Source organism: Alteribacter natronophilus, from assembly GCF_006007885.1.
Lineage (GTDB): Bacteria > Bacillota > Bacilli > Bacillales > Salisediminibacteriaceae > Alteribacter > Alteribacter natronophilus.
In genome coordinates this window covers 712,630-737,940 of the sequence record NZ_VCRO01000001.1, presented here as the reverse complement: position 1 = coordinate 737,940, position 25,311 = coordinate 712,630, and the positions used below count along the sequence as shown (strand labels likewise).

The window sequence follows — 25,311 nt, the reverse complement described above, 5'->3', positions numbered from 1 at the left end:
ATTGAAATGCAGTTATAATTCCCTCGTTCGGTGCAGCATCCGTGTCACAGCTCAGTATGGAAAGGAGGGAACAGAGTCATGCCTGAACTTCTGCTGCTTATTGCCTGGATTGTTGTCGGTGTACGGTGTACTTTAAGATTTGCCCGCCTGCTGAACAGCTTTGCGAAAAACTGGATGGAAGTGCTGTTTCACGTGTCCGTCGTTATAATTGCTTTATCCTTTATCTTAGGGCTTATATAGTCCGAAAGAGAAGAAGCTGAAAACTCCGGAAAAGGGATTTCCATTTTCATAGGATTCAGACAGAGGCGGCCGGGCTTCTGTCTTTTTTGCTGCATCAGGTGCCTGTCCGTGACTAAGGACGCTTAATTAGTATGAACGTTCAGAAATACATACAACTTTCTGCTTAAAAAAGAAATAGAAAAGCCCCGTTCCTGAAGTTTAGACTTTTATATTTTACGGATAACTTAAATTACGTGTAACTAAATATTCAATTTCCGCACTTCCGGCGAGCGAAAACGACAAAATTTAACAAGCTGTCCCTCGATTTCCTGAAAGAAATAAACATCATGATTTACATTACTAAGCCGATTGAAATCCCTGTCGAAAACACCTTCTGGATACGAAATATTCCGTCGACTATAATGAACGGGAAATCATATTCAGGGAGGACGAGGGAATGAAAAGGAAACAGCTTATCAGTTCGGTACTTGCAGGAACACTTGTACTGTCAGCGGGCACATCAGTGCTGGCTCACGATGCATTCGAGGGTGGAAACAAAGGGGAAGGGATCGTCTTTGATCACGATGCGATCGAGCAGCTGGATTCTCCTGTTGAAGAAGGGCATAAAAATGTAAAGCATCTTCACGAAGCAGCATCTGTACAGCTCAGTGAAAAAGACGGAGTGCAGAACAATACTGCCGATGTGTATGCCCATCAGGGTTTTGCCTACCTTGGCACACATACAGCAAACGGGGCGAACGGAGGAGTCCGTATCTTCGATATGAAGGATCCTGAAAACCCTGAGGAGATCGGGGTCATTGCAGATGATATTCCTCATACATGGCAGGAAAAGGTCATTGTAAAACGGGTGAATACACCTCACTTTAACGGAGATCTTGCTGTCGTGAGTCTGCAGCAGACTTCCCGCAACAATGCTGACCGGCCGGACAGCAAAGGCGGTATGCTTCTCTACGATGTATCGGACCCTTATAATCCGGAGCGGCTCGGGTTCTATGAACTCGACCGGACGATTACCGGAACACATGAGCTTTATCTGACTCGCCAGGGAAATAAAGCGATCGCACTTCTCTCCAATCCGTATGCAGACTTCTATACTGACGGTGCAGAAGAGGATTTCCAGATTATTGATGTCAGTGACCCTGCAAATCCGGAAAAACTCTGGGGATGGGATCCACGTGAACTGGAGGAAGTAAGCGAGGACTTTAACGGGTACCACTGGGATGCTCCGGACGGTCATACAAGACCGGTGTTCAACCACAGCGTCATTACAGACAATAATGGTCACTACGCCTACGTATCCATGTGGGATCTGGGGACGGTAATCTTTGATATCCGCAACCCTGAAAACCCTGAATATCTGGGAAGAACCGAATTTGCCGACGATCAGAAAGGCGCTGCCCATTCCGCTGCACTGGCCCGGGGCGGGAATATCCTGATTGAAACACGTGAGGTGGCAAACCCGCACGGGGAAGGCTATGAAGATGCTTATGGGTATACACGGATTTTTGATATCTCGGATAAAACAGACCCACAGCTTCTGAGCGAATTTACAACGGAACTGACTTTCGATTTTATTGGCAGTACATTCGCAAATACGGTTCATGATCCTAAAGTACATGGCAACACACTCTATCTGTCCTATTATTCAGGAGGAGTTCTTGCTGTAGATATTTCAAATCCTTCAGAGCCTAAGGAAATTGGCCGCTACACCCCTGAGCAGGGCAATGTCTGGGGAGTATTTGTTGACAGGAACTATGTTCTTGCTTCCGATATGGGCCAGGGGCTGAAGGTACTTCTAAAGAATAACGGCGGAAATAATGGAAATGGAAACAATAAGGCAAGTTACTGATAAATAAGCGTTTTAATTTAACAGAATCAGAACGAGGCCACCCTCTGCGGGTGGTCTTTTTCCTTATCATTTATTTCCATCTATAATCCTTAGCGTGGTTACGGAGACTATAGGCGATTATACAATGCTAAGGAGGACATAGAAGTGAAAAAAATTATTTTACTGCCCGTCATTGCAGCGATGCTGATGATCGTCATTGCTGCATGCGGCGGGAATATGGATCAGGAAGATGATTTCGAAGGACAGGGAATGTACAGAGAGGGTCCGCTTTCCGGTTTTGATCAGGACCAGCGCAATCCATTTGAGCAGAATCCAAATCAGATGTTTGAAATATCGGCGGAAAAAACGGAAGTAAACAGTAAGGATTTCCCACACACAAAAGCCATTCAGATTCAGGAAGCAAAATTCCTCTCCGATCTGGATATGGACCAGGTTCACCCGGAAGAACTGTACAGCATTGTTCAGGAAGAATTTGATATCAATCTGCCTGAGCTTCAGCCTGGACAGCAGCCTGAACTTGAAGGCCCGCAGGAGCCTCAGAATCCTCCTGTATCAGAGCCTGAGCAGGAAGAACCTTCTCCAGGCGGGCAGCCGCCGCAGCCGGATACTCAGCCGGCTCCGGAACAGGACCAGCCGCAGCAGGAAGAAACACAGATGGATGAAGAACCTCAGGATGAGCCTGCAGGCGACGGTCAGCTGAAAGATTTTGAACGACAGGTCATTGAACTTACGAATCAGGAACGTGCGAACAACGGCCTCGGTGAACTGGATACAAATATTGAACTCTGCCAGGTTGCCCGCCGGAAATCCCAGGACATGGCTGAAAATAACTATTTCTCTCACACAAGCCCAACTTACGGCTCCCCATTCGACATGATGCGGGATTACGGGATCAATTATAACGCAGCAGGAGAAAACATTGCCCAGGGACAGCAGACACCTGAACAGGTAGTACAGCAGTGGATGGAGAGCCCAAGCCACCGTGAGAATATCTTATCAGGAAACTACAATCAGATTGGTGTAGGTTACGAAAGCAGCGGCAATCACTGGACGCAGATGTTTATCAGTCAGTAGAACGACTAAATTAATTATTCAGACAAAAACATGCATCAACACACTGGTGCATGTTTTTGTTATAGTATGTGAGGGGTAACGCCAAAAGAAACAGGGTATGGTATACACAGCAGTTTATACCTTGCCGAAGGAGGTTCATGACCATGGCAGAAGAAGAAAAAAAACAGGACAATCCCATTCAGGTTGAAGCCGGGGATCAGGTAAATGTGACAAAAGGTGAATTTAAAGGCTCGAAGGCTGAAGTGATTGCCGTTTACACGAATTCCATTGCTGTTGAGCTTGATAAAAAACTCGAGGATGGGAGCTTGGCACGAACGGTACTTCATCATACTGAATTTAAATAACAGACTCCCGAAAACACACACCTTCCTGAAGGTGTGTGTGTTTTCTTACCCCGGATATTGTATCCGTAGGTCTTCATTCCTGAATTTTCGGAAAAGTTGGCATTTTACCCTTTAATCATTTAAAATATCACCTAAAACCTTTTGTGATACATTACACATTCCGGTTGAGAGGAGTTAATACCATTGCAGACATTTAAAAAAATTGACCAGCTTATTCAAGCAGAACAGAGAGGAAATCCGGCCGAATTTCTGAGCACTGAAACGGATTTGAAGGAAACGGATGCGTATGAGTTCCAGCAGAAGCTTGTCAGCAGAAAAAGCCGGACTGGTCACGTGCCGTCAGGATTTAAAATCAGTATGACAAGCCCGGAAACCCAGGCTCTTGCCGACACAGATGAACCGGCATACGGCACTCTTTTCAACAGGAGTTTGATAAAAAACAATGCCAGCGTGTCCCTTAGTGACCTGAATGAACCATTACTGGAACCTGAACTGATCTTTACATTTACGGAAGACTTATCAGACAGTCCATCTGCTGAAGAAATTATCAGTAAGTCTCTCGTTTCGCCTGGCCTTGAAATTCCCGACTCCCGTTTTCAGAACTGGTTCCCCCGTTTTAAACTCATGGACCTTATCTGCGACAATGCTTTTACTGGACGGGTTGTAACTGGAACAAAGGCTGTTCCTGCAAATACACTTGACCTGGCAGATATATCAATGAATCTCGAACGTAACGGCATCCCGGTCGCATCAGGTCATTCCTCATCAGTAATGGGAGATCCTGTTCTGTCTGTTCAGTGGCTTGCCGGAAAGCTTTGCAGTCATGGCTGCAAAGTGAAAAAAGGGATGATCGTTTCCTCAGGCACTTTTATCCCTCCCGTGAGGCTTACAGAAGGAAAATACACAGCTCACTTTTCTTCCGGTGGATCTGTTGGTGTAAATGCCGTTCCTTAATGGATTTTTCTTTTCTGGACACCCAGGCAGGAGTACAATTAAAGCAAAAGGGATGGGGTGTGGGAATTGATTGAGGATAAGCTGCTCTCCACATTTGATAACATTCTTGGGAAGCCCGGTGAGCCGGGATCGATTCTTTTTGGAAGGGCACCTGAAAATCATGTGAAAAACAGCCCGCTACTTGTATTTGTACCCGGCTTAACCAATAATTCCTCTATGTTCTATAAAGAAAATACGTGGTATGAAAAAGCTGTTAACGAGGGCTACCAGACAGCCTTTGTAGAACTGTATGATACCGGGGGAAACCCCCGCAGCTATTGGGATAATGGGGCTATGCTTGCCTGGCAGCTAGGACAGATTCATAAACGTTTCCCGGACAGAAATATCGCAGTAATCGGCTTCAGTAAGGGGGCAGTGGACGCACAGACCGCTTTGATTCATTACGGACGTTCCGAGCTTGTGCAGAATCTGTACGCAATCGGTTCACCGCATCACGGGAGTCAACTCGCCGATCTGGCCTTCAGTGCTAAAGCTTCCTGGCTGGCAGCGGTGACAGGCATGAAAAATGAAGGGACCAGAAGTGTACAGACCGGGTTTATGGCTTATTTCCGGTCAATTACAGATTCAAGGAAAGAAATTGAGTCCACTTCCTATCAGACCATTGCAGGTAATCATTCCGGTCCTTTATTCAGCAGATATTTTCTGGGAGGTCTTATTATTCCGGGTGACAGCGATGGGGTGGTCTCGGTGGAAAGTGCATCACTTCCATATGGGGAAATGATAAAGGTCGGGAGCTGGAATCACGGGGAGCTGGCGCTTGGCCGGCATCTGTTTCCGCTCATATCGGATCACATTAACGGGAAAGTTCACGTTCATCAGACGGATGCAGCCCCTGCGTTTTCAACAGACGGGAACCGTATTGTGAGGGGAGGTATAGGCAATAGAGAGGAAATGGAGTATTTTATTGTCGAAGATGAAATCCCGGACTTTACTGCAGACTGGCTGAGTACGGAACAGTCAGAGGAGATCATACTTATGGACCCTGATGGCAAACATTTTACGCCCCATACTGTTACAGAAGCAGATGAGGAGTTTTTCAGAGGTGCATGGCATCATACGTTTCGTGTAAAGGAGCCTGAAGCAGGGAAATGGGGGATCGGCTGCAGAAATTCTACATCAGGAGCCTACCTGCTCGTCATTTCCATTAACAGTCCAGGGAACCCGGCACTCCATCTCCAGCAGTCGGACAAACACCGTTTGAAAATTAAGTGCATGGACCCGCTTCAAACCGTCTCCTCCTCAACGATGCGGTGCACTTATACTCCCTGTGTAGATGGAATAAAGGCCGGTGACAAAAGAGAGGTCCTGTCACCGGCGACTTCAGAAGCAGGTCCGACTGCTGTACTCCCGGCCTACGGAGAAGGCATATATAACCTGGCCGTTGATGTAAGCGGACATACGTCCGGGGGAACCGGCTGTGAACGGACGATTATGAAAAGTGTTTATTGTGACAATTCCGGAAAATTATACGGATTATAGCCTGTCACGTAGTTCGGTTGTACTGGAACCTCTGCAGGTTTGACTTTACAGTCAGTCCTTCTAAATTTCGGATGTTTCCCCGTAATCGAGTATTTTTACATCCACCGTGGATTCATCTTTCAGGAGATATTTGAGTTCCTCATCCCTGCCGGTCATATTTTCAACTACCGGAAAGGCTGAAATCAGTGCTTTCATTCTGGCGGGATCTGCTGCCTCCTCCGGCTTTGGGAAGGTGTGGCACGGAATAACAGTCTTTACATTCAGGAGGTTTTTCACTGCATAAGCAGCCTCGCGGGGTCCCATAACAAACTGACCTGAACTTGAAAGAATTGCTGTTTTCGGATTGTATATGTCCTGAATGATTTTCATATCAGCCATGACTGTGGTATCCCCTGACAGATACACAGTCTCTTCTGATTCCGCTTCCAGAATAAAACCGCAGGGCAGTCCTGCAAACAGAGGAGAGCCTTCCGTTTCACCAAAAGTTGACGTATGAGCGGCCTGAACCATGGTGACCCTGAAACCGTCTATCGAGTACGAACCTCCAAAATTCAGTGGGAAAACGCTGAACCCTTTTTCCATCAGTGTAAGTGCAAACTCATACTGTGCCACAACCAGGACATTGGGATTGATCCTTTGCAAATCGGAAAGCCCGGATGCATGATCAAAGTGGCCGTGTGTAAGAAGGACCGTGTCGATCGTTTTTAAGTAGTCGTCCTCCAGAAATGACTTCGGACAGGCAGGGTTTTCACCAAGAAAAGGATCTGCCATAATTCTGTGGCCGTCTGCCAGCTCAAAGACAAAACAGGAATGACCCAGACGTGTCAGTTTCATAAAAAATACCTCCTAAATTATTTTATGGCAGTACCTATTTTAACACAATAGTCTGAAAATTATGTAAAGGTGGTTTTATCATTGCGCAATATCCTCGTTTCAAAGGAATGGCTGTACAGCACCCTTCACAGTCGGGACATAGTCATAGCTGACTGCCGCTTCAATCTTGGAAATCCATCGGCAGGGAAAGTGGAGTACGAAAACGGACATATTCCCGGAGCCGTGTATTTTCATCTGAATGATGATTTGTCGGGACCTGCGGACGATCCGGGAAAAGGCAGACACCCGCTCCCGGATCCGGCGGTTTTTGCAGAGAAGATGGCCCGAAGCGGTATTGGCAATGATACCACCGTAGTTGCCTATGATGATCAGGGCGGTTCAATGGCGGCAAGACTCTGGTGGCTTCTGACCTATACAGGAAACAGTAATGCCCGTGTCCTTGACGAGTCCTTCTCAAAATGGCTGGATAAAGGGTATCCTGTGGATACAAAAGTACCCGAGATCCATGAAAAAGCTCATTACAAAGTAAATATAAATCCTCACATGACCGCCTCTGCAGAAGAGGTGAAAAGAGCAGGTGTTTCAGGAGCACAGCAGCTGATCGATGCAAGATCCCCGGAACGCTTCAAAGGTGAGTACGAGCCGATCGATCCAGTAGCAGGGCACATCCCGGGGGCTGTTAATGACAACTGGGAAAACCGCCTGGACAGTGAGGGCCGCTGGAAATCAGCAGCTGAGCTGAAGAATGATTTAAAACAGTATGAAAGGAGCGGCAGTATCGTTTACTGCGGTTCAGGGGTAACAGCATGCGCAAATATACTGGCGTTTACGGCTGCCGGAAAGAGCGCTAAGCTGTTTCCCGAAAGCTGGAGCGGATGGATTGCAGATAATGACAACCCGGTAAATAAAGGATGACCCCCCGGCTCGCAAAAAGTGAGTGTTTATATTAAACTATTACCGGACGTATTCTTTGATAGAAAGAGGTTTCTTATATGGGAAATTATATTCCTGTCCTGATCATTGTGGCTGCCGTCTGTGTATTTGCACTTATAGCCACAATAAAAATAGGGCTGAACCCCGAGGACAAAACCTACAGTAAAAACGCCAAAAAAAGGTTCAGATTCCTCTCACTGCTTTATGTTATTACCTTTGTACCGGCCCTGATCTGGACAGTGTTATATTACTATTTCTTTTAAAGCACCCGGTTCAAGAGGTTTTACAGCCTTCCCTGTCGAAATGAGAAAGTATGACAATGAGGGAGGGCTGATTTGTTATGCGTGGATTAACGAAAGAACAGGTAAAAGGAGTAAGAAAAGTAAAAACGCGCCAGAATGAAAATCAATTGCTGAACAAAGAAAATGTGACAGGTATAGGTATCGGTGAAAAAGTGGTAAACGGTGTCCCCACCGGCAAACCGGCTTTACTTACGTTTGTCACGAGCAAACAGCCTGCAGCCATGCTGAAGCCAGCCGATCTGGTGCCGGAATTCATTGACGGTGTGCCTACGGATGTCATTGAAATTGGGTCCGTATCGGTGCAGCCTGATCTCCAGAGGGAAATGCGTACACTGCCGGGTAATGCCCTGACTTCAAGAATCCGGCCGGTAAAAGGCGGTTGGAGTGTTGGACACCCTGACATAACTGCCGGAACGGCGGGAGCAATTGTCACATCAGGGGAAGGTACACAGGAGGCAAAGTACTTTATACTCTCCAACAATCATGTACTCGCAAACAGCAATGAAGCAGTCGAGGGAGACCCTGTCATTCAGCCCGGTTCTGCCGATGGTGGCAGACTGCCTGATGATCAGGTGGCTGTCCTTACAAAATTTATACCAATCGATCTTACTCCGGATGTTCCGGCTGATGATCATGATAATTTCGTTGATGCGGCGATAGCGGAAGGGTCGCTTCAGGAACTGGACAGAGAGGTTTACTGGAGTGGCTACATTAAGGGAGCAGTTGCTGCAGAAAACGTGGCAACAGGCATGCGTGTGAGAAAAACCGGCAGAACAACCGGATACACTACCGGTGAGATTACAGCCGTGGAAGCTGTTATAGACGTAAATTTTGGCGGTGACAGAACTGGTCGCTTCCGTGATCAGATTGTAACTACTCCCATTTCCGAGGGAGGGGACAGCGGATCCGTGGTAACGGACCTCGACAGCAATGCAGTCGGTCTCCTGTTTGCAGGGAGCCCCCAGGCAACCATTCTTAACCAGATTGAACATGTACAGCGCCTGTTAAATATCAGGTTTGCCTGACAATCCGGCCGGATACCCCGGCCGGATTGTTTTTACCTGTTTTCCATAAAGAGATAACGAAAAACAGGGCCAATTTACTCCTGTCTTTAGTATAATAGACGTAGACAAGCTTATGGAGTGATAAAAATGGAAAAATATAAATCCCGCAATATCTCCATTCTTGAAAAGCATCTGGACCTTGGTACACTTATTAATTCACTCCCTATAGGGGTACTGATCGTAGACGCCGAGGGGAATTTCTGTTTTATCAATGAACATGTTTATCGTGCCTGGGGCGCGGATCCCGCTTCGAATACATCTGCTTCGGTTCATGAATCATATACCGGCTGGTGGCGTGATACAGGGGAACGGGTAGAAGACAATGACTGGGCGGTTGTCCGTGCATTGACCTCCGGTGAGTCCTCCTTCGGTGAAGTAATTGATATCCTTCGTTTTGACGGCCAGAAAGGTGCCATTTTAAATTCTGCAGTACCTGTGAAGGATCACGAGGGACGTATTATTGGAGCCATCGTCACGATTTCGGATATTACTCATATTCGAAAGCTTGAACAGGAACTGGAACTGCATAAAAACTACCTTCATGACCTTGTTGAAATTAAAACACAGGAGCTTACCGAAAAAAATGAACGGCTCAACCGTGAAATTGTGCAGAAGGAACATTATCAGAAAAAAGTAAGACAGCTCGATCAGCTCCACCTGGTAGGCGAAATGGCTGCAGGATTTGCACACGAAATCCGGAATCCGCTCACAACTGTGAAGGGTTATCTTCAGCTGATGTCCGGTAAAAACGATCTGGATGAATATAAGGGTTCGGTTAATCTGATGATTGAAGAGATAGAAAAGGCAGATCAGATTATAACCCGTTTTATTAAGCTTGCAAGAGACAAAACAAATTCCCCGGAGCCATTTTATATTAAAGATTTAAAAGATGAGATTCTCGCGGAACTCAACAGTACAGCTGCCCTTAAAAATCAGAAGATTGTTACACGGTTTAACAGAGATCTTCCAAGGATTCTTGCTGATCGGAGTGAAACTGTGGAAATGATTCTCCACCTGGCTCAAAATGGCCTGGAAGCGATGGAGGAATCGAAAGTCCTGACAATCAGGGCAACCGAACAAAATGGCCGGACGGTTCTGGAAATTATTGACCAGGGAAGCGGAATCAGCGAAGAGGTAAGAGAAAAAGCAGCCACCCCGTTTTTCTCCACTAAAGATGAAAATACAGGACTGGGTATGTCCATTGCCTACAGCATAGCAGGACGTAATAATGCAAGCATCGATGTGAGGACCGGCCCTGAAGGGACAACGGTCTCCATTACATTTGATACTTTAATTGAGTAAGGTACGGAATCTTCTATCCGTAAGCCTTACTCTTAATTTTTGTACTTAAAAACATGTTTTAATAATCCGGCATACAAACAGCTGTTTATTCGTAAAGTAAGAATTGGTATGATGTTGGTAACAGGGACTGCCATGCCCGGTGCACGGCTGAATGCTGCATGCCCTTCAAGACTGAACCGTAAAGGAGAAAGGCCATTGAAACTTACACCTGAGGAGCGTATTCAGCTTCATGATTTTAATAATCTGACGAAAAGCATGAGTTTCAACATGTATGATGTATGCTACACAAAAACGAAGGAAGAAAGAAAGGCATACATACAATATATTGACGAGCAGTATAACGCGGACCGCCTTACGAAAATACTGACGGATGTTGCCGATATAATTGGGGCACACGTCCTGAATGTAGCTAAACAGGATTACGAACCGCAGGGGGCAAGTGTCACGCTGCTGGTAGCAGAAGGACCTGTTGAAGAAGCACCAAAGACCGCGTTTCAGGAATCACCGGGACCTCTACCCGAGTCAGCTGTTTTTCATCTCGATAAAAGTCACATTACCGTTCATACGTATCCTGAATACCACCCCGATGAAGGAATTTCCACATTCCGGGCGGATATTGATGTATCAACCTGCGGGGAAATTTCCCCACTTAAGGCACTCAACTATATGATTCACTCTTTTGACACAGATATCATGACCATGGATTACAGAGTCAGGGGCTTTACCCGCGATGTAAACGGACATAAGCTGTTTATAGACCATGAAATTAATTCGATTCAGAACTTTATTCCAGATGAATTGAAAACCTACTATGATATGATCGATGTGAACATTTATCAGGAGAACATCTTTCATACTAAATGCAAACTGAAGAAATTCGATCTGAATAATTATCTATTCGGATATACAAAAGAAAAACTATCCGAAGAAGAACAGAGAGAGATTACGGAAAAACTTCAGATGGAAATGGATGAGATCTATTACGGCAGAAACATAAGTCGGTCATAACGGTTCTGAAAACACCCTGCAGCAGCAGGGTGTTTTCTGTTTGTAAGCGGGTTTTTCCTGCCGGAGTGGTACTCTGTCCAGTTTTTTATTGTGCAAAAATAATTTGTTCTAATTCCACCTGTTCGTTACAGCCTCAACGCATTACAGTGCAATAAAATGGTTATATAGTCCTGGGTAAATAATATTTTACTATTTAAAAATTTAATAATTTTCTAAATAATAAATGAATTTTATATCTATTTGTCGTATATTATTAGTGTACGTTCGTACTAATTCATTATTATTGGGGAGGTAAAAAGAGATGAGTGAGAGAGATTTACAGCCCGGGGGACGAGAACAGTGGGCGACGAAAATCGGCTTTATGCTGGCTGCGATGGGGTCTGCAGTAGGTCTTGGGAACATCTGGCGATTTTCCTATGTAGCCGGTGAAAACGGAGGAGCCGCGTTTCTGGTCCTCTACATCGCCATAATTGCCCTTATTGGTATTCCAATCATGATGGCTGAATTTTCGATTGGACGAAAGGCCCAGAGTGACGCAGTGGGGTCATTTCAGAAGCTGGCTCCGGGAAGACCATGGGTAACAGCCGGATTTCTCGGTGTTGCCTCAGCGTTTATTATCCTGTCTTTCTACGGCGTAGTAGCAGGCTGGACACTTAAATACTTTGTAAGCTATCTGACAGGCGGACTCTGGAGCGAGCCGGCTGAGGGATATGGCGGTTTCTTTGAAGGTTTCATAATGAGTTCCGCCGAACCGGTCGTTTGGCAGTTCCTGTTTATGGCCATTACTGTCGGTGTTGTACTGATGGGAATCAAGAAGGGAATTGAGAAGGCAAACCTGATTCTAATGCCTACTCTGGCTATTCTCCTTATTATCATGAGTATCTACAGTCTGACACTAGGAGGGGCCCAGGAAGGTCTTTCATTCCTGTTCGCACCTGACTGGAGCGTGCTGACGGAACCTGGAATCTATCTCGCTGCACTGGGGCAGGCATTTTTCTCCCTTTCACTTGGAATGGGGGCCCTGATCACTTACGGAAGCTATCTTTCCAGTAAGGAACGTCTTCCAGGTGCCACTGCAGGTATTGCTTCCATGGATACTGTTTTCGCCATTGTGGCAGGTATTATGATTTTCCCTGCTGTATTTGCTTTCGGCATTGACCCTGCTGCAGGTCCTGGACTGGTATTTGTTATCCTTCCAAGTGTCTTTGAGGCGATCCCACTCGGGGTTGTTGTCGGTCTTGCATTTTTCTTCCTTCTGGCTGCAGCCGGGCTGTCTTCTGCCATTTCGCTGCTGGAAGTGGCTGTTGCCTACTTTATCCGTAAGTTCGGATGGACACGGAAAGCTACTGCGCTGATCATTGGAGGACTGATTTTCCTTCTTGGAATTCCTTCCTCACTCAGTATGGGTGTTATGGCTGACTTTACGATTTTCGGTAACGTATTTATGGATGCCATGGAGGGACTTTCAGATATTTTCCTTCCACTTGGCGGACTGATCATTGCCCTCTTCGTTGGTTGGGGATGGAAGAAAGCCCAGTCCCTTGAAGCGTCCGACTTTGGAGCTTCTGCAATCGGGACGATCTGGCTTTTCCTTCTCAGATTTGTAGCACCTGCTGCGATTGCAGTAGTACTTGTTGCACAGTTCTATTAATCAGCACTCGAACCCACCGCTCAGGCGGTGGGTTCTTTTTTATCTGCTGCAGATTTACAAAGAAGGGAATTCAACGCGTGACAGGAACAGAATATCTGAAGCAAAAACTTCCGAGGATACGCACCTGTCCTTGTCAGAGGTCAGCGCACCATGTAAAGTAATAGAGAGTTAACTGAAGAGGATGACGATAATTGGAATACTTATATACCTATGCGTTTACAGACGAAGAACATCCGTTATGCAAAATGGAAATGCGGGCATTTTTCAACACAGATACAACAGGACATATTCTCAATTCCCCCCGCGAAGTCGACCCTCAACGCAGTCCGTTTATTAAAGAACGGGTCGCTGTTCTGAAAAGAGAGTCCTCAATCGAAAAACTGGAACAGTTTGCAGCTTCGCTTTCACCCACGGGCAGGACCTTCAGAATTGAAGTGCTCAATGTCCAGGGGTTACAGACATTTTCCTTTCAGGAGCGTAAGGAACTGGAACGAAGAATCGGCCTGCACATGAAAGATCAGGCTGATCTTAGGAGTCCGGACCGGATCTTCGGAATTGTCTATTATAATGACATGTGGTATTTCGGTGGTATCCGCCGGGGAAAATCACCGTGGCTTGCTCATCAGAAACGGCCGCATGGTTATTCTACGGCTCTGAATGCGAGAGTGGCAAGGACAATTGCCAACATCGCAGTCCCTGATCGCGATGGGGTGAAAGTTATCGATCCGTGCTGCGGAATAGGAACCGTGCTTCTGGAAGCCTGTTCCATGGGGATTGACATAAGGGGAAGTGACAGAAATCCAAAAGTAATGAATGGATCCAGAAAAAATCTTGCCCACTTCGGTTACTTTCCTGACGTTAAACTTCAGGATATTGCCGACGTATCCGGAAAGTTTGATGCGGCCATTATCGACATGCCTTATAACCTCTGCTCTGTTATGAGCCCTGAGGACCAGGAGCATATTCTGAAACATGCACGGCGCTTTGCAGAACGGTGTGTAATTGTGACCATTGATCCGGCAGACCAGGCAGTAAAACAGGCAGGTTTTACAATTACTGACCGCTGTAAGTTCTTTAAAAACGGGTCGTTCAGCCGTGAAGTACTTTCCTGTACGTGAGGAGGAAACAGATATGCGGATTCTTGTAATGGGGGACACCCATATGCCGAAAAAAGGAGAAACATTACCTCACATTCTTACCGAGCAGATGAAAAGGACAGATCACATCATCCACACCGGCGACTGGCAGGAGAAATGGCTGTATGACGAGGTATGCAGCTATGCGCCTGTAACCTCCGTTTACGGAAACGCAGACGGGGATGAAATGAAAGCTTTTCTTAAACGTACGGAAACATTTTCGCTGGGAGGAGTTAAAATAGGGATCGTTCACGGTGACGGTGAGAAAAAAACAACCGAAAAGAGGGCGCTGGATACGTTTGATGAGACCTATGACTGTATCGTGTTCGGCCACTCCCATATTCCATATCTCCGTTATCACGGAAAAAAACTGCTGTTTAATCCGGGATCGCCGACTGACAAAAGAAAACTCCCTTACTTTTCATTTGGTTTTTTAACTGTCATCAAAAACAGCCTCCAAGCAGAACATTGTTTTTTTAACCTGGAAGGTCATTCATTCTGAATGATCTTTTTTTGCGGACTATTATTTAATGGCTTTTTAAGTGCCGAAGAAGAATGTGAAGAAATTCAGGATAATCTGAAACTGCAAGCTGATCAAAATAAAGAGAAGGATCGCTGTGGGCATAGGCAGACAGATCGCCTGCTGCTTTGTTTCTGTCAGAGGGGTGAACCTGGAGTAAGTCAAGAACCGGAGTAAACCTGCCGTCCCCCAGAGGAAGCAGGAGGCCGGTCATTATTGTTCCTTTTTCAGGAGGGGTAAAGGTCTGATTAAAAGCAATTACGGTTTTCAGCTCCCCATTAAACATGTCTTCAGCTTCAAACAGCCGGCCCGTAGTGCCTACGGATATTGAGGGATAATAAAAGCCGGGAAACACGTACTGCCATTCCGTCAGCATAAATTCCGTAAAGGGAGATAACGTGAGATTCAGTTTCGGCAGGTGATGTTCAAGAAAATACTGATAAATTGTTTTGCCTCCACGGCAGATTCCTGCGCAGAAGCGGGTCCAGGCCAGGACCTGGGGCATGGCCAGGGAGGGAGGCGCACAAAAATCAGGATATCTTTGCAGAATATGTTTCTGCATTTGCTTCATTTTTCTGTAATGCTGTTTTTCAGAGTACAAGTAAAAATGCTCGAGTACAAAAAACAGTTCCTCCAGCTCGTCGGGGTCAGCGGCCTTTCTGCGTGAAGAGGAGTAAAGCTTAATCATATTCATGTGGATGCCTCTCTTTCGGGGGAGATTTAAATAGAAAAAGGGGGGGAACTTACGTTCTAATTTTATCACAGCGTGCCTTTCTGTCCAGGATTTTTTTGCTTATAAGGTAAATGATTTACATTTTTTTATTTTCAGAGAGCAGGTTTTCAAATAACCCATACTGACTTAAAGTTACATTCCGGAACTTAAGAAGCAGGCGGATTTTATTACTGCCGGTCATGAAAATGATGGACTGGCTTTGTTCATTGAGAAGCATCTCATCAGAACGCAATCAGCATGAGGTTCCGTTCCGGAAATCAGTTCCGGAACGTTTTTTCTCTGATTGACCGATCTGCTTTTACCGTCATGAAATCCTCAGCTGCGGCTGTGTTTGGAAATATAGTAACGGCTTCATTTACAAGGGGGGCAGCATCGGTATAACGGGGGCTTATATGGTTCAGCAGGAGGGCCCCTGCTTCTGCTTTAAGTGCAGTTTCTGCAGCCTGTGCGGAGGTTGAATGGAAATATTTCTGTGCCCGGCTTTCTTCCCCGGAAGCAAAAGTCGCTTCATGAACAAGGAGATCGGCTTTGTATGCAAGTGCTGCAGCTGATGCACATGGCCTGGTGTCCCCGAGAATCGTCACTGTTTTTCCGGGCTGCGGTGGACCTGTGAAATCCTCTCCATGGACGGTTCTTCCGTCATAAAGGGTCACTGTTTTCCTCTCTTTCAGGTCTTTCAGCCAGGGTCCGGGACTGATCCCGGCTTCTTCCACTTTATCCATAAGAAGTGCTCCTGGACGATCGTCTTCTTTGATTCTGAATCCAAAACAGGGGAGCCCGTGATCAAGTTTCCCCGCTGAAACAGACATCCCGTCTTCATTAAAAATGAGCCCTTCGCCAACCTCGTGGAAATGACAATCATAGTTCAGATACGTACCGCTGATTTCCAGGGCTGATTTTACAAATTGTTCCGTACCCGCAGGTCCGTATATCGTAAGAGGGCGTTTTGCTCCCTGAAAGGAGCGTGTTGCAAGAAACCCCGGAAGGCCATAAAGGTGATCACCGTGAAGATGGCTAATGAAAATACGTTTCACTTTTCCGGGCTTTAGGGAAGTGTGAAGAAACTGCTGCTGAGTCGATTCCCCGCAGTCGAACATCCATAAATCATTCTGTTTATTTTCAAGGTGAAGGACAAGAGATGACACATTTCGTTTTTTTGACGGCACACCTGCTCCAGTACCCAGAAAGGTTATTTTCATAGTGACTCTCCTTTTTCTGTCTGCGTCGTGATTTTACTTTATAACGGAGGCAGGGGTCAGGGCAAATGCAGGGTTTCGTTGTGGCATTCGGCCCATCTGCTATATAATACAGACAGCAGAAAAGCTGGAGGGAGTCTTATGAACGGAAACAGCAGAGAGCCCGGTGACACAGAGCAGAACAGAGAGGAACCGGAACGTCCGTATTTTGACGGAGAACGCTATTATACTAAAGAGGAATTTTTTAATCCCCGGGATGAGGAGGAGGCGCCTGAAAAGAAAAAGACAAAAAGGCGCGTAAAGAAAGTGGCAGCAGCTGTCATTATTATCGCTCTTCTTGGAAACGTTTTGGCATTTATACCGAGGCTTGTTAATATTCCGGCTGTCGAATTTCTTACAGTATCCAGGGAACTTTCCCAGAGTGAGGACGTGCAGGCCTACAGGGAATCGGTTGTTGTGGTCAGAGGGGAAAATAACAAGGGGACAGGTTTTCTCTTTTCCGAAGACGGCTACATTATGACAAACGATCACGTAATAGAAGGAGAACCGTTTCTTACAGTCACGTTCGAAAACGGAGACCGTTACCAGGCGCAGGTTACCGATACTCATGAATCGCTCGATCTGGCGGTTCTTAAAATTGATGGCGAACCCGGTCAGCCCAACCTTGAATTTTCCCGGACGTGGTCGGCAGATGAGTCTGTCATTATTATCGGCAATCCCCTGTTTTTTAATTTCATTGCCAACCAGGGTGAAATTCTTGGTGAGAGAAGCGATGGAGCTGTCCTGCTCGATGCCCCTGTTTACAGAGGGAACAGCGGCAGTCCTGTTATTAATGAGGATGGCTCGGTTATCGGTGTTGTCTATGCCACCACCCGTACCGAGTTTCGCGGTGAAACCGTCCGTGCAGGACTGTTTATTCCCTTTGAGGCATTTTCCGATTTTACAGAAGACCGCTGACTGGCAGTGTTAACAGAGCAGGTTACTTTTTAGAATTATAAAGAAAAAGCAGACCGGTCTGCGGGACTCGGTCTGCTTTCACATAGGTTCCGGGAGATTCGTCATGCCTACCTGTAGATATTCAGCTTTTTTTGTTCCTGGGCGTCATATGACAGTGTTCTCCTTCTCTGTAAAATAGCGTTCATCTCGCCCCCGACTACGAGGATGATGCCGGTGAGGAAAAACCAGAGCATAAGAACGATCACTCCCCCGAGGCTGCCATAAGTAGCCGCATAGTTCCCGAAATTGCTTACATAATAGGAAAAACCAAACGAAACGAGCTGCCATGCCAGGGTGGCAAAGAGAGCGCCGGGCATAACACTCAGAATGCGATTGCGTCTGTTCGGGGCAAAATAGTAAAGAGCAGTCAGGATCAGGGTAATGATTACAACACTGACAACATATCGCAGGACCCGCATAAGCTGTTCGGTTTCAGGCGGGAGCGCCGCAGCGGAACTGACAAAAGATATGAGGATATCCCCGAAAACCGGAAGAAGCAGCACAACAATCAGAGCAATGATAATACAGACCGTCAGAACAATGGAGACCAATCTTGCCTTCAGGAAAGAGCGTGTTTCAGTCACATTATAGGCACTGTTCTGTGCCTGAATAAAAGCATTCATAGCCAGGGAGGCTGTCCACACGGTACCAAGCGCCCCGAATGTAAGCAGGCCGCCGCGTTCTGTGGAGACCACATCCACAACCGTCTCCTCAAACACAGATGCAGTTTCAGAGGGCATCACGCTCTGCAGAACTGCCACTGCGGCATCAGGGTCGAGGTTTAAATAGGGTAGAACGGACAGAAGTAAAATCATCAGAGGGACAGCAGAGAGCAGGTAATAATAAGCCTGTGCTGCTGCGAGAAGGGGTACATCGTCCTTCTGAAATTCACGGATCATTTCCTTAATAAATGTAATCAATCGGTATACCTCCAATCCCACTATGCTTCAAAAGATGTTCCTTACTTGTTTATCCCCTTTTTTGACTCGGTGTAAGCGCTGCTGTTGTTGACTTTTTCCTGTAATGCTCCTATAATTGTATATTTGTAAGTGAGTGAACCAATGATGTGTGATATAAATAAACAACTATTACGATTGAAATGAGGGTTTACGATGACTAAACCATCCATTTACGGATTGACATTCGACCAGCTCACCGACTGGCTGATTGAGCACGGGGAAAAAAAATTCCGTGCCCAGCAGGTTTGGGACTGGCTATATAAGAAGCGTATTAAAAATTTTGAGGAAATGAGAAACGTCAACAAAGAGTGCAGGCAGCTCCTTGATGACCATTTTGACATACAGACGCTTGAAGTGCACTCCAGACAGGAATCAAGAGACGGGACAATGAAATTTCTGTTCCGGCTTAAGGACGGCAACCTGATTGAAACGGTGCTGATGAAATTCAGTTACGGTCTTTCCGTCTGTGTCACGACCCAGGTAGGGTGCAACATCGGCTGCAGTTTCTGTGCAAGTGGTCTTCTTAAAAAAAGCCGTGATTTGACGAGCGGGGAAATTGTGGAGCAGATTATGAACGTTCAGCATGCCCTGGACGAGCGGGATAACGAGGAAAGAGTCAGCCACATCGTAGTAATGGGGATTGGTGAACCGTTTGATAACTTCGGCAACCTGATGGACTTCCTCCGGGTTGTGAACAGTGACAAAGGACTTGCCATTGGTGCACGTCATATTACTGTTTCTACAAGTGGTATCATTAACAAGATCTATGAATTCGCTGATCAGGATCTGCAGGTCAATCTTGCTTTATCACTGCATGCACCAAACAACGAACTGCGTACTAAGATTATGAAGATCAATAAAGGGCAGCCGATTGAGCCTTTAATGGAAGCTGTCGATTATTATCTGGAAAAGACGAACAGAAGAATTACGTTTGAATACATTCTTCTCAAAGGTGTCAATGACAGCAGGGAAACGGCACAGGAGCTTGCGGATCTGATAAAGGATAAAAAGCGCCTTTCCTATGTAAACCTGATTCCGTATAACCCGGTAGATGAGCATATTCAGTATGAACAGAGTGAGAAAAACGCGATTCTCGGTTTTTATGACACACTGAAGCAGAACGGCATTCAGTGCGGAATCCGTCATGAACAGGGATCCGATATCGACGCGGCCTGCGGACAGCTCAGAAGTAAGCAGATAAAAAAGGATAAGGAAAAAGCTAAAGCGAAAGCTTAGTATTCAGGGCTGAACCGTAAATGGTTCAGCCCTTTCCATATTTCAGGTGCTTCAGAGGAATTCACTATTCTCCTGCAGAGTTCCTTCCAACAGCCGTTTCATCCTGACGGTTTGTTTTCTGAGCCTCAGGCGTCTGCGGCATCGTCTGCTTATTTTTGTCTCTTGCTTTCTGTTTCCTTGCTCTTCCCATCAATAACCTCTCCAATCATGTTTTGTTTTTGTTTGTGATATGCTTTTTTGCAGGAAGACTGCGGCTGTGATCGCGCTGTCCCTGAGAACGGTTATTACGCTCTGTTTTTTCCTTTCTTCTGTTAAAATCCTCAACAAAAGCACTTGTATCGTCCATTTCGGAACCTCCTTTACAGAAAGGATGTTATTATTTTCCCCATTTGCTCAAGTGTTTTCCATGCAAAGAACACTAAAAGTGGATGTCGTTTCCTGCTGGAATCCTGTAGCCTTTTCGGCAAAACAAGTCATTGAAATCAGAAAAAACACGTGTGAAAATTTTAAATAACTGAATATTTGTTTAATTTAAAGTGTAAATCTAAAGGAGGAAACCCAGCGTCCTGACAAAGCCCCGGAATAAATAGAGACCGGGAAAAGGGGGAACAGGCATGCTTCCGTTTGACGTATCGGAGTACCAGGCGAGGCTGAGCCGCGTAAAAAAAGAGATGACAGGAAAAGGTATTGATGTTCTGCTGGTGACCGATCCGGCCAACATGAACTACCTCAGCGGGTTTGATGCATGGTCATTTTACGTTCATCAGATGCTTGTAGTCGATCTTCAGGAGGAACAGCCCTTATGGATCGGACGGTTCATGGATGCAGGTGCAGCCAGGGTAACCACATGGATGCAGGATGAATTCATTTCCGGATATCCGGATACGTACGTGCATTCTGATGTCCTTCATCCGATGATGTATGTCGCTGATATGCTGAAGCTGAAAGGTTTTGCCCGGAAGCGTATTGCGGTTGAAATGGATCATTATTACTTTACTGCCAAAGCGTTTATGGAGCTTCAGAGGGAACTTCCGGACGCCGCATTTACAGACGGGGGACTTCTTGTAAACCGTGTGCGAATGGTGAAATCCGACCAGGAAATCGAGTATATGAAAAAAGCTGCCCGACTGGCGGAAAATGCGATGAAAAACGGTGTGAATACGATCCGTGCCGGTAATCGCGAGTGTGATGCGGCAGCGATGATTTATTATCACATCATTGCAGGAACAAGTGAGGGGGGAGGAGATTATCCATCCATTGTTCCGCTGCTTCCGACAGGAAAGAACACGTCGATTCCCCACCTCACATGGACCGATCGTACCTTTCAGGAAGGCGAGAGCGTCATCGTTGAGCTTGCCGGCTGCTGCAGACGGTACCACGTTCCCCTTGCACGTACAGTAACAATCGGTACTCCTTCCACGCGGATGGTGACACTTGGAAAAGTTGCGGTTGAAGGAATCAATACAGTCCTTGACGGGCTCAGACCCGGAATGACCTGCGGGGAAGCAGAGGCATTATGGAGAAATTCGATCAGCAGGCATGGCTTTGTAAAAGAATCAAGGCTCGGATACTCCGTCGGCCTGAATTACCCGCCGGACTGGGGAGAGCATACGGCCAGTATCCGAAGCACCGATCGTACGGTTCTGAAACCGAATATGACCTTCCACATCATACCGGGACTGTGGTTTGATGAGGACGGAATTGAAATAAGTGAAACGATCCGGATTACTGAAACGGGCTGTGAACCGTTTACGAATTATCCGAGAGAGCTTCTCGTTAACATGCCTTCAACGATTGCCGAACAGGGAGAAATAAGCTAGGAGGGAACTATCGATGAAAAAAAACGAACCGGGAATGTCCACTAAGGCCCTTTGGGCAGGGGAAAAGGAATATCTGGCATTCGGGGCGACCCAGGTCCCCGTTGTACACAGCGTTTCCTACGGTTATGACGACATGGAGGAATGGTATGAAGTTGCGATCGGTCAAAAAGAAGGCCATATCTACGGAAGAAATACCAATCCCACCGTGAGTGCGTTCGAGGAGAAACTGCGCATTCTTGAAGGTGCCGAAGCTGCTACAAGTTTTTCAACGGGTATGGCAGCAATCAGCAATACCCTGGCTGCTTTTCTGCGTCCAGGCAGCAGAGTGATCTCCATTAAGGACACATACGGTGGAACGAATAAAATATTCACTTCCTTTCTGCCTGCCCAGGATATTCATGTGACCCTCTGTGAGACCGGGGATCATGAAAGTATGATCAGTGAAATAAAGAAAGGTTGCGACCTCGTTTATCTCGAAACTCCGACGAATCCGACAGTGAAAATAACGGATGTCAAAAGAATTGCAGAGGCAGCAGGTAAAGCCGGTGTCAGAACCGTCGTTGATAACACATTTGCAACACCTGTCAACCAGAATCCCCTGGCACTGGGGGCAGATCTGGTTATTCACAGTGCCACTAAATACCTCGGCGGCCATGCAGATGCCCTCGGCGGAGTTGTATGCGGGAATCGGGAGGATGTAGAAAAGATCTTTCATTACCGCGAAATTAACGGGGCTACAATGGATCCGATGGCAGCATACCTGATTCTGCGGGGCATGAAAACACTGAAGCTGAGAATTGACAGACAAAATGAAAATGCCATGGCTGTTGCGGAATTTCTGAAAACAGTTCCATTTGTGGAAGAAGTGTTCTATCCGGGACTGCCGGAGCATCCGGGACACCGGACTGCCCTGGAACAGATGAGGGGATTTGGCGGTATGCTCAGCTTTTCCGTTACAGGGGGAGTTCCAGCCGTACAGAAGCTTCTTCCACGGCTCGAGTATGCTAACAGAGCAGCAAATCTCGGAGCTGTCGAGACAGTGGTCGGGCCGACCAGAACGACCAGTCACGTGGAATGCACACCGGAGGAGCGGGCGGCCATGGGTATACCCGAGAGCCTCATCCGCTACTCCGCCGGAATTGAAGACGCAGAGGATCTGATTAAAGACCTTAAGCAGGCATTCAGCGCCCTTCAGGCCTAATTGCCATGAATCCGTCTTTCTGGTATAATGTTCGAGGCTGAAAAACGAACATTATGGATGGAATCAGAGGTGATTTACGATGAGTAAGGAATACCGTGTTCTTTTATACTATAAATACGTTGATATTGAAAATCCCGAGGAATTTACAGAGGAACATCTCGCTTTCTGTAAGCAGCTTGGTCTCAGAGGGCGGATCCTGATTGCTTCTGAAGGGATTAACGGCACATGTTCCGGAACGAAGGAGCAGACCGACGCCTATATGGAAAAAATGAAAGCAGATCCACGCTTTGCCGATATGGTTTATAAAATTGATGAAGCGGATGGCCACACATTTAAAAAAATGCACGTTCGTCATCGTCCGGAGCTTGTGACCTTAAGACTGGAAGACGATATTGACCCGCGTGAGCAGACAGGGAAATATCTCAGCCCGAAAGAATTTTATGAACAGATGCAGAAGGAAGATACTTTGATTATCGATGCAAGGAACGATTATGAATACGATCTCGGTCATTTTGAGGGAGCGATCAAACCGGATATCCGGTCGTTCAAGGAACTTCCTGACTGGATCAGTGAAAATCGTGAAAAGCTGAAGGATAAGAAGATCCTCACCTACTGTACTGGCGGAGTCCGCTGTGAAAAGTTTTCCGGCTGGCTCAAAGAGGAAGGGTTTGAAGACGTCTCCCAGCTTCACGGCGGGATCGTCACCTACGGTAAAGACCCGGAAGTCCGGGGCCGCCGCTGGAACGGGCAGTGCTATGTATTCGATGAGCGCATCAGTGTTCCTGTAAACCGGGATGAGCATGTCATCGTCGGCAGGGATTACTTTACCGGTGAACCGTGCGAGCGCTATGTAAACTGCGCCAATCCCGCATGCAATGAACAGGTTCTCATGTCCGAGGAAACGGAACATTTCTACCTGCGCAGCTGTACCGATGAGTGCCGGGTACATCCCCGGAACCGCTACATTCAGGAGCATAATCTGACTGACGAAGAGGTCAGTGAAAAACTCCGGAAAATTGAAGAAGTACGTGCGGAAGTTTAGATAACAGCCATGATCCATGACGGATCGTGGCTGTTTCCTTTCTTATAAGCCCTTGAACAATTTTACATATGAAAGGATAATAGAGTCAGAGAGTAATTAAAAAGGAGTGAAACTATGACGTTCCGTTTTCTGCACACAGCCGACCTGCACCTTGACAGCCCTTTAAAAGGACTGGAAAAATACGATGGAGCTCCTGTGGAAGCACTTAGAGGCGCTACAAGAGAGGCTCTGGAAAACCTTGTTGAACTGGCGGTACAGGAAAATGTTTCTTTTGTACTGATTTCAGGGGACATTTATGACGGCGACTGGAAGGACTACAATACCGGACTTTTTTTCTCTGCTCAGATGAACCGCCTCAGCAAAGCCGGCATTCCTGTATATCTGATCAGGGGGAACCATGATGCAGCAAGTCTGATTACAAAAGAGCTGGCTCTTCCTGAGAATGTACATGAGTTTCCTGCAGGTAAGGCAGGGACCGAAAAGATTGAGCCGCTTAAAACTGCCATTCACGGCAGGGGGTTCCTCAACCGTGCAGAGACCGAAAACCTTGTTCATTCCTATCCGGAGGCAGTTGAGGGCTACCTGAATATCGGTCTCCTTCACACAAGTCTCACAGGGAGGGAGGGGCACGAAAATTATGCCCCGTGTTCCCTGGAGGATCTTTCGCGAAAAGGATACGATTACTGGGCTCTGGGACATATACATCTGAGGGAGGTTGTCAGGGAACATGGCCCCGCCGTCGTTTTTCCGGGTAATATCCAGGGACGCCATATCCGGGAATCGGGAAGCAAAGGATGTACGCTCGTGACAGTTGAAGACGGGGCAGTGGAATCGCTTGAGCACCGGCCTCTGGATGTAATCAGATGGTTCGACGTGCAGGCTGACATTTCCGAACTTGCCTCGGAAGATCATCTTCTCGAACGGATCGGCACACGGATTACAGAGCTGTACAACGAAAACGGTGGACGCTTTCTTGCTGTCAGAATCCATATCACAGGGACCGGAGATCTTCACGAGACCATTTCAGTTAACAGAGATCACTTTGTAAACAATGTCCGTGCCAAATCAATGGAGGCAGGCGGGGATGTCTGGATTGAAAAAGTGAAATTTCACACTTCCGCTTCTGTGGACCGGGGAAGATTCAGAGCCGACACTCCCCTTGGTTATGTATTTGAGTACCTTGATTCCCTTGAGGCAGACCCTGTGGAAACGGGCGAAATACTGGAGGAAATAAAAGACCTTTACCATGCACTCCCATCTGCACTTAAAGACAAAAACGGTGCTTTTGATCCCGACAGTCCATCTTCATTCACCAGTCGAAAAGAACGCATTGAGGATATTCTTCTGCACAAACTTTCCGGAAAAGGGGAGGGGTAGT

At 46.6% G+C, this 25,311-nt stretch carries 26 protein-coding genes; 20 read left to right on the top strand and 6 right to left on the bottom strand.

All coding sequences use genetic code 11. The features are described from left to right. The first annotated feature begins 78 nt into the window (after window positions 1–78). The 6 genes from FGB90_RS19560 to FGB90_RS03690 all read left to right on the top strand — a co-directional run bounded on the left by FGB90_RS19560 (window position 79) and on the right by FGB90_RS03690 (window position 6,000). Window positions 79–240: a hypothetical protein gene (locus FGB90_RS19560; RefSeq protein ID WP_171051683.1), complete on the top strand. Its 162-nt coding sequence runs from the start codon at window positions 79–81 to the stop codon at window positions 238–240. 436 nt (window positions 241–676) lie between these two features. Beyond that, window positions 677–2,089, top strand: coding sequence for an LVIVD repeat-containing protein (locus FGB90_RS03710; RefSeq protein ID WP_138809207.1), 1,413 nt, complete (start codon window positions 677–679; stop codon window positions 2,087–2,089). A gap of 144 nt (window positions 2,090–2,233) precedes the next feature. Next, window positions 2,234–3,163: a CAP domain-containing protein gene (locus tag FGB90_RS03705; protein WP_246056041.1), complete on the top strand. Its 930-nt coding sequence runs from the start codon at window positions 2,234–2,236 to the stop codon at window positions 3,161–3,163. Window positions 3,164–3,306: 143 nt separating this feature from the next. Next, window positions 3,307–3,507 (top strand): DUF2187 domain-containing protein, encoded by a 201-nt coding sequence (locus FGB90_RS03700; RefSeq protein ID WP_138809206.1) that lies wholly within the window; start codon window positions 3,307–3,309, stop codon window positions 3,505–3,507. A 183-nt stretch (window positions 3,508–3,690) separates the two neighbouring features. Then, window positions 3,691–4,461, top strand: coding sequence for a 2-keto-4-pentenoate hydratase (locus tag FGB90_RS03695; RefSeq protein ID WP_138809205.1), 771 nt, complete (start codon window positions 3,691–3,693; stop codon window positions 4,459–4,461). A gap of 66 nt (window positions 4,462–4,527) precedes the next feature. Further along, window positions 4,528–6,000, top strand: a complete 1,473-nt coding sequence (locus FGB90_RS03690; RefSeq protein WP_138809204.1) for an esterase/lipase family protein — start codon at window positions 4,528–4,530, stop codon at window positions 5,998–6,000. 60 nt (window positions 6,001–6,060) lie between these two features. Here the strand turns inward: FGB90_RS03690 and FGB90_RS03685 are convergent, their stop codons facing one another. Beyond that, complete coding sequence (locus FGB90_RS03685) at window positions 6,061–6,834, bottom strand: metal-dependent hydrolase (protein ID WP_138809203.1); 774 nt, start codon at window positions 6,832–6,834, stop codon at window positions 6,061–6,063. An 81-nt stretch (window positions 6,835–6,915) separates the two neighbouring features. Between FGB90_RS03685 and FGB90_RS03680 the strand changes: the two genes are divergently transcribed. The 8 genes from FGB90_RS03680 (at window position 6,916) to FGB90_RS03645 (ending at window position 14,732) form a co-directional block, all read left to right on the top strand. Beyond that, window positions 6,916–7,749 (top strand): sulfurtransferase, encoded by an 834-nt coding sequence (locus tag FGB90_RS03680; protein WP_138809202.1) that lies wholly within the window; start codon window positions 6,916–6,918, stop codon window positions 7,747–7,749. A gap of 77 nt (window positions 7,750–7,826) precedes the next feature. Then, window positions 7,827–8,030 (top strand): hypothetical protein, encoded by a 204-nt coding sequence (locus FGB90_RS03675; protein WP_138809201.1) that lies wholly within the window; start codon window positions 7,827–7,829, stop codon window positions 8,028–8,030. 77 nt (window positions 8,031–8,107) lie between these two features. Further along, window positions 8,108–9,094 carry a hypothetical protein gene (locus FGB90_RS03670; RefSeq protein WP_138809200.1) on the top strand — a complete coding sequence of 329 codons (987 nt, stop codon included), beginning with the start codon at window positions 8,108–8,110 and terminating at the stop codon, window positions 9,092–9,094. A gap of 126 nt (window positions 9,095–9,220) precedes the next feature. Then, window positions 9,221–10,435, top strand: coding sequence for a two-component system sensor histidine kinase NtrB (locus tag FGB90_RS03665; RefSeq protein ID WP_138809199.1), 1,215 nt, complete (start codon window positions 9,221–9,223; stop codon window positions 10,433–10,435). A 195-nt stretch (window positions 10,436–10,630) separates the two neighbouring features. Next, window positions 10,631–11,443 carry an adenosylmethionine decarboxylase gene (gene speD / locus FGB90_RS03660; RefSeq protein ID WP_171051682.1) on the top strand — a complete coding sequence of 271 codons (813 nt, stop codon included), beginning with the start codon at window positions 10,631–10,633 and terminating at the stop codon, window positions 11,441–11,443. Between the two features lie 301 nt (window positions 11,444–11,744). Next, entirely contained in the window at window positions 11,745–13,094 is a 1,350-nt protein-coding gene (locus FGB90_RS03655; protein WP_138809198.1) for a sodium-dependent transporter, read from the top strand. 191 nt (window positions 13,095–13,285) lie between these two features. Next, the gene (locus tag FGB90_RS03650) at window positions 13,286–14,212 is read left to right on the top strand and encodes a TRM11 family SAM-dependent methyltransferase (protein ID WP_246056040.1); all 927 of its coding nucleotides are present in this window, start codon (window positions 13,286–13,288) and stop codon (window positions 14,210–14,212) included. Between the two features lie 13 nt (window positions 14,213–14,225). After that, complete coding sequence (locus FGB90_RS03645) at window positions 14,226–14,732, top strand: metallophosphoesterase family protein (protein ID WP_138809197.1); 507 nt, start codon at window positions 14,226–14,228, stop codon at window positions 14,730–14,732. Window positions 14,733–14,757: 25 nt separating this feature from the next. Here FGB90_RS03645 and FGB90_RS03640 read toward each other — a convergent pair whose 3' ends face one another. Together FGB90_RS03640 and rnz are read right to left on the bottom strand one after the other, a co-directional pair. Then, a complete protein-coding gene (locus FGB90_RS03640; RefSeq protein ID WP_138809196.1) occupies window positions 14,758–15,444 on the bottom strand; it encodes a hypothetical protein in 687 nt (228 codons plus the stop codon). A 296-nt stretch (window positions 15,445–15,740) separates the two neighbouring features. After that, window positions 15,741–16,682 (bottom strand): ribonuclease Z, encoded by a 942-nt coding sequence (gene rnz, locus FGB90_RS03635; RefSeq protein WP_138809195.1) that lies wholly within the window; start codon window positions 16,680–16,682, stop codon window positions 15,741–15,743. A 138-nt stretch (window positions 16,683–16,820) separates the two neighbouring features. Between rnz and FGB90_RS03630 the strand changes: the two genes are divergently transcribed. Beyond that, on the top strand, window positions 16,821–17,636 hold the full coding sequence (locus tag FGB90_RS03630) for a S1C family serine protease (RefSeq protein ID WP_138809194.1): 816 nt from the start codon (window positions 16,821–16,823) through the stop codon (window positions 17,634–17,636). A 107-nt stretch (window positions 17,637–17,743) separates the two neighbouring features. Here the strand turns inward: FGB90_RS03630 and FGB90_RS03625 are convergent, their stop codons facing one another. Further along, window positions 17,744–18,574 carry a YihY/virulence factor BrkB family protein gene (locus FGB90_RS03625; protein WP_138809979.1) on the bottom strand — a complete coding sequence of 277 codons (831 nt, stop codon included), beginning with the start codon at window positions 18,572–18,574 and terminating at the stop codon, window positions 17,744–17,746. A 213-nt stretch (window positions 18,575–18,787) separates the two neighbouring features. On the opposite strand from FGB90_RS03625, the gene rlmN reads away from it, so the two are divergent. Continuing rightward, window positions 18,788–19,870 (top strand): dual-specificity RNA methyltransferase RlmN, encoded by a 1,083-nt coding sequence (gene rlmN / locus FGB90_RS03620; protein WP_138809193.1) that lies wholly within the window; start codon window positions 18,788–18,790, stop codon window positions 19,868–19,870. A gap of 64 nt (window positions 19,871–19,934) precedes the next feature. On the opposite strand, the gene FGB90_RS03615 is transcribed toward rlmN, so the two are convergent. Both FGB90_RS03615 and FGB90_RS03610 read right to left on the bottom strand, forming a co-directional pair. Beyond that, window positions 19,935–20,060: a YfhD family protein gene (locus tag FGB90_RS03615; RefSeq protein WP_138809192.1), complete on the bottom strand. Its 126-nt coding sequence runs from the start codon at window positions 20,058–20,060 to the stop codon at window positions 19,935–19,937. Between the two features lie 15 nt (window positions 20,061–20,075). Then, window positions 20,076–20,216, bottom strand: coding sequence for a DUF4023 family protein (locus FGB90_RS03610; RefSeq protein WP_138809191.1), 141 nt, complete (start codon window positions 20,214–20,216; stop codon window positions 20,076–20,078). Window positions 20,217–20,484: 268 nt separating this feature from the next. Between FGB90_RS03610 and FGB90_RS03605 the strand changes: the two genes are divergently transcribed. The 4 genes from FGB90_RS03605 to FGB90_RS03590 all read left to right on the top strand — a co-directional run bounded on the left by FGB90_RS03605 (window position 20,485) and on the right by FGB90_RS03590 (window position 25,310). Then, window positions 20,485–21,690, top strand: a complete 1,206-nt coding sequence (locus tag FGB90_RS03605) for a M24 family metallopeptidase (protein WP_138809190.1) — start codon at window positions 20,485–20,487, stop codon at window positions 21,688–21,690. Between the two features lie 13 nt (window positions 21,691–21,703). Further along, complete coding sequence (locus FGB90_RS03600; protein WP_138809189.1) at window positions 21,704–22,891, top strand: cystathionine gamma-synthase family protein; 1,188 nt, start codon at window positions 21,704–21,706, stop codon at window positions 22,889–22,891. 79 nt (window positions 22,892–22,970) lie between these two features. Next, entirely contained in the window at window positions 22,971–23,933 is a 963-nt protein-coding gene (trhO, locus tag FGB90_RS03595) for an oxygen-dependent tRNA uridine(34) hydroxylase TrhO (protein ID WP_138809188.1), read from the top strand. 114 nt (window positions 23,934–24,047) lie between these two features. After that, window positions 24,048–25,310, top strand: a complete 1,263-nt coding sequence (locus FGB90_RS03590) for a metallophosphoesterase family protein (protein ID WP_138809187.1) — start codon at window positions 24,048–24,050, stop codon at window positions 25,308–25,310. Window position 25,311 lies beyond the last annotated feature (1 nt).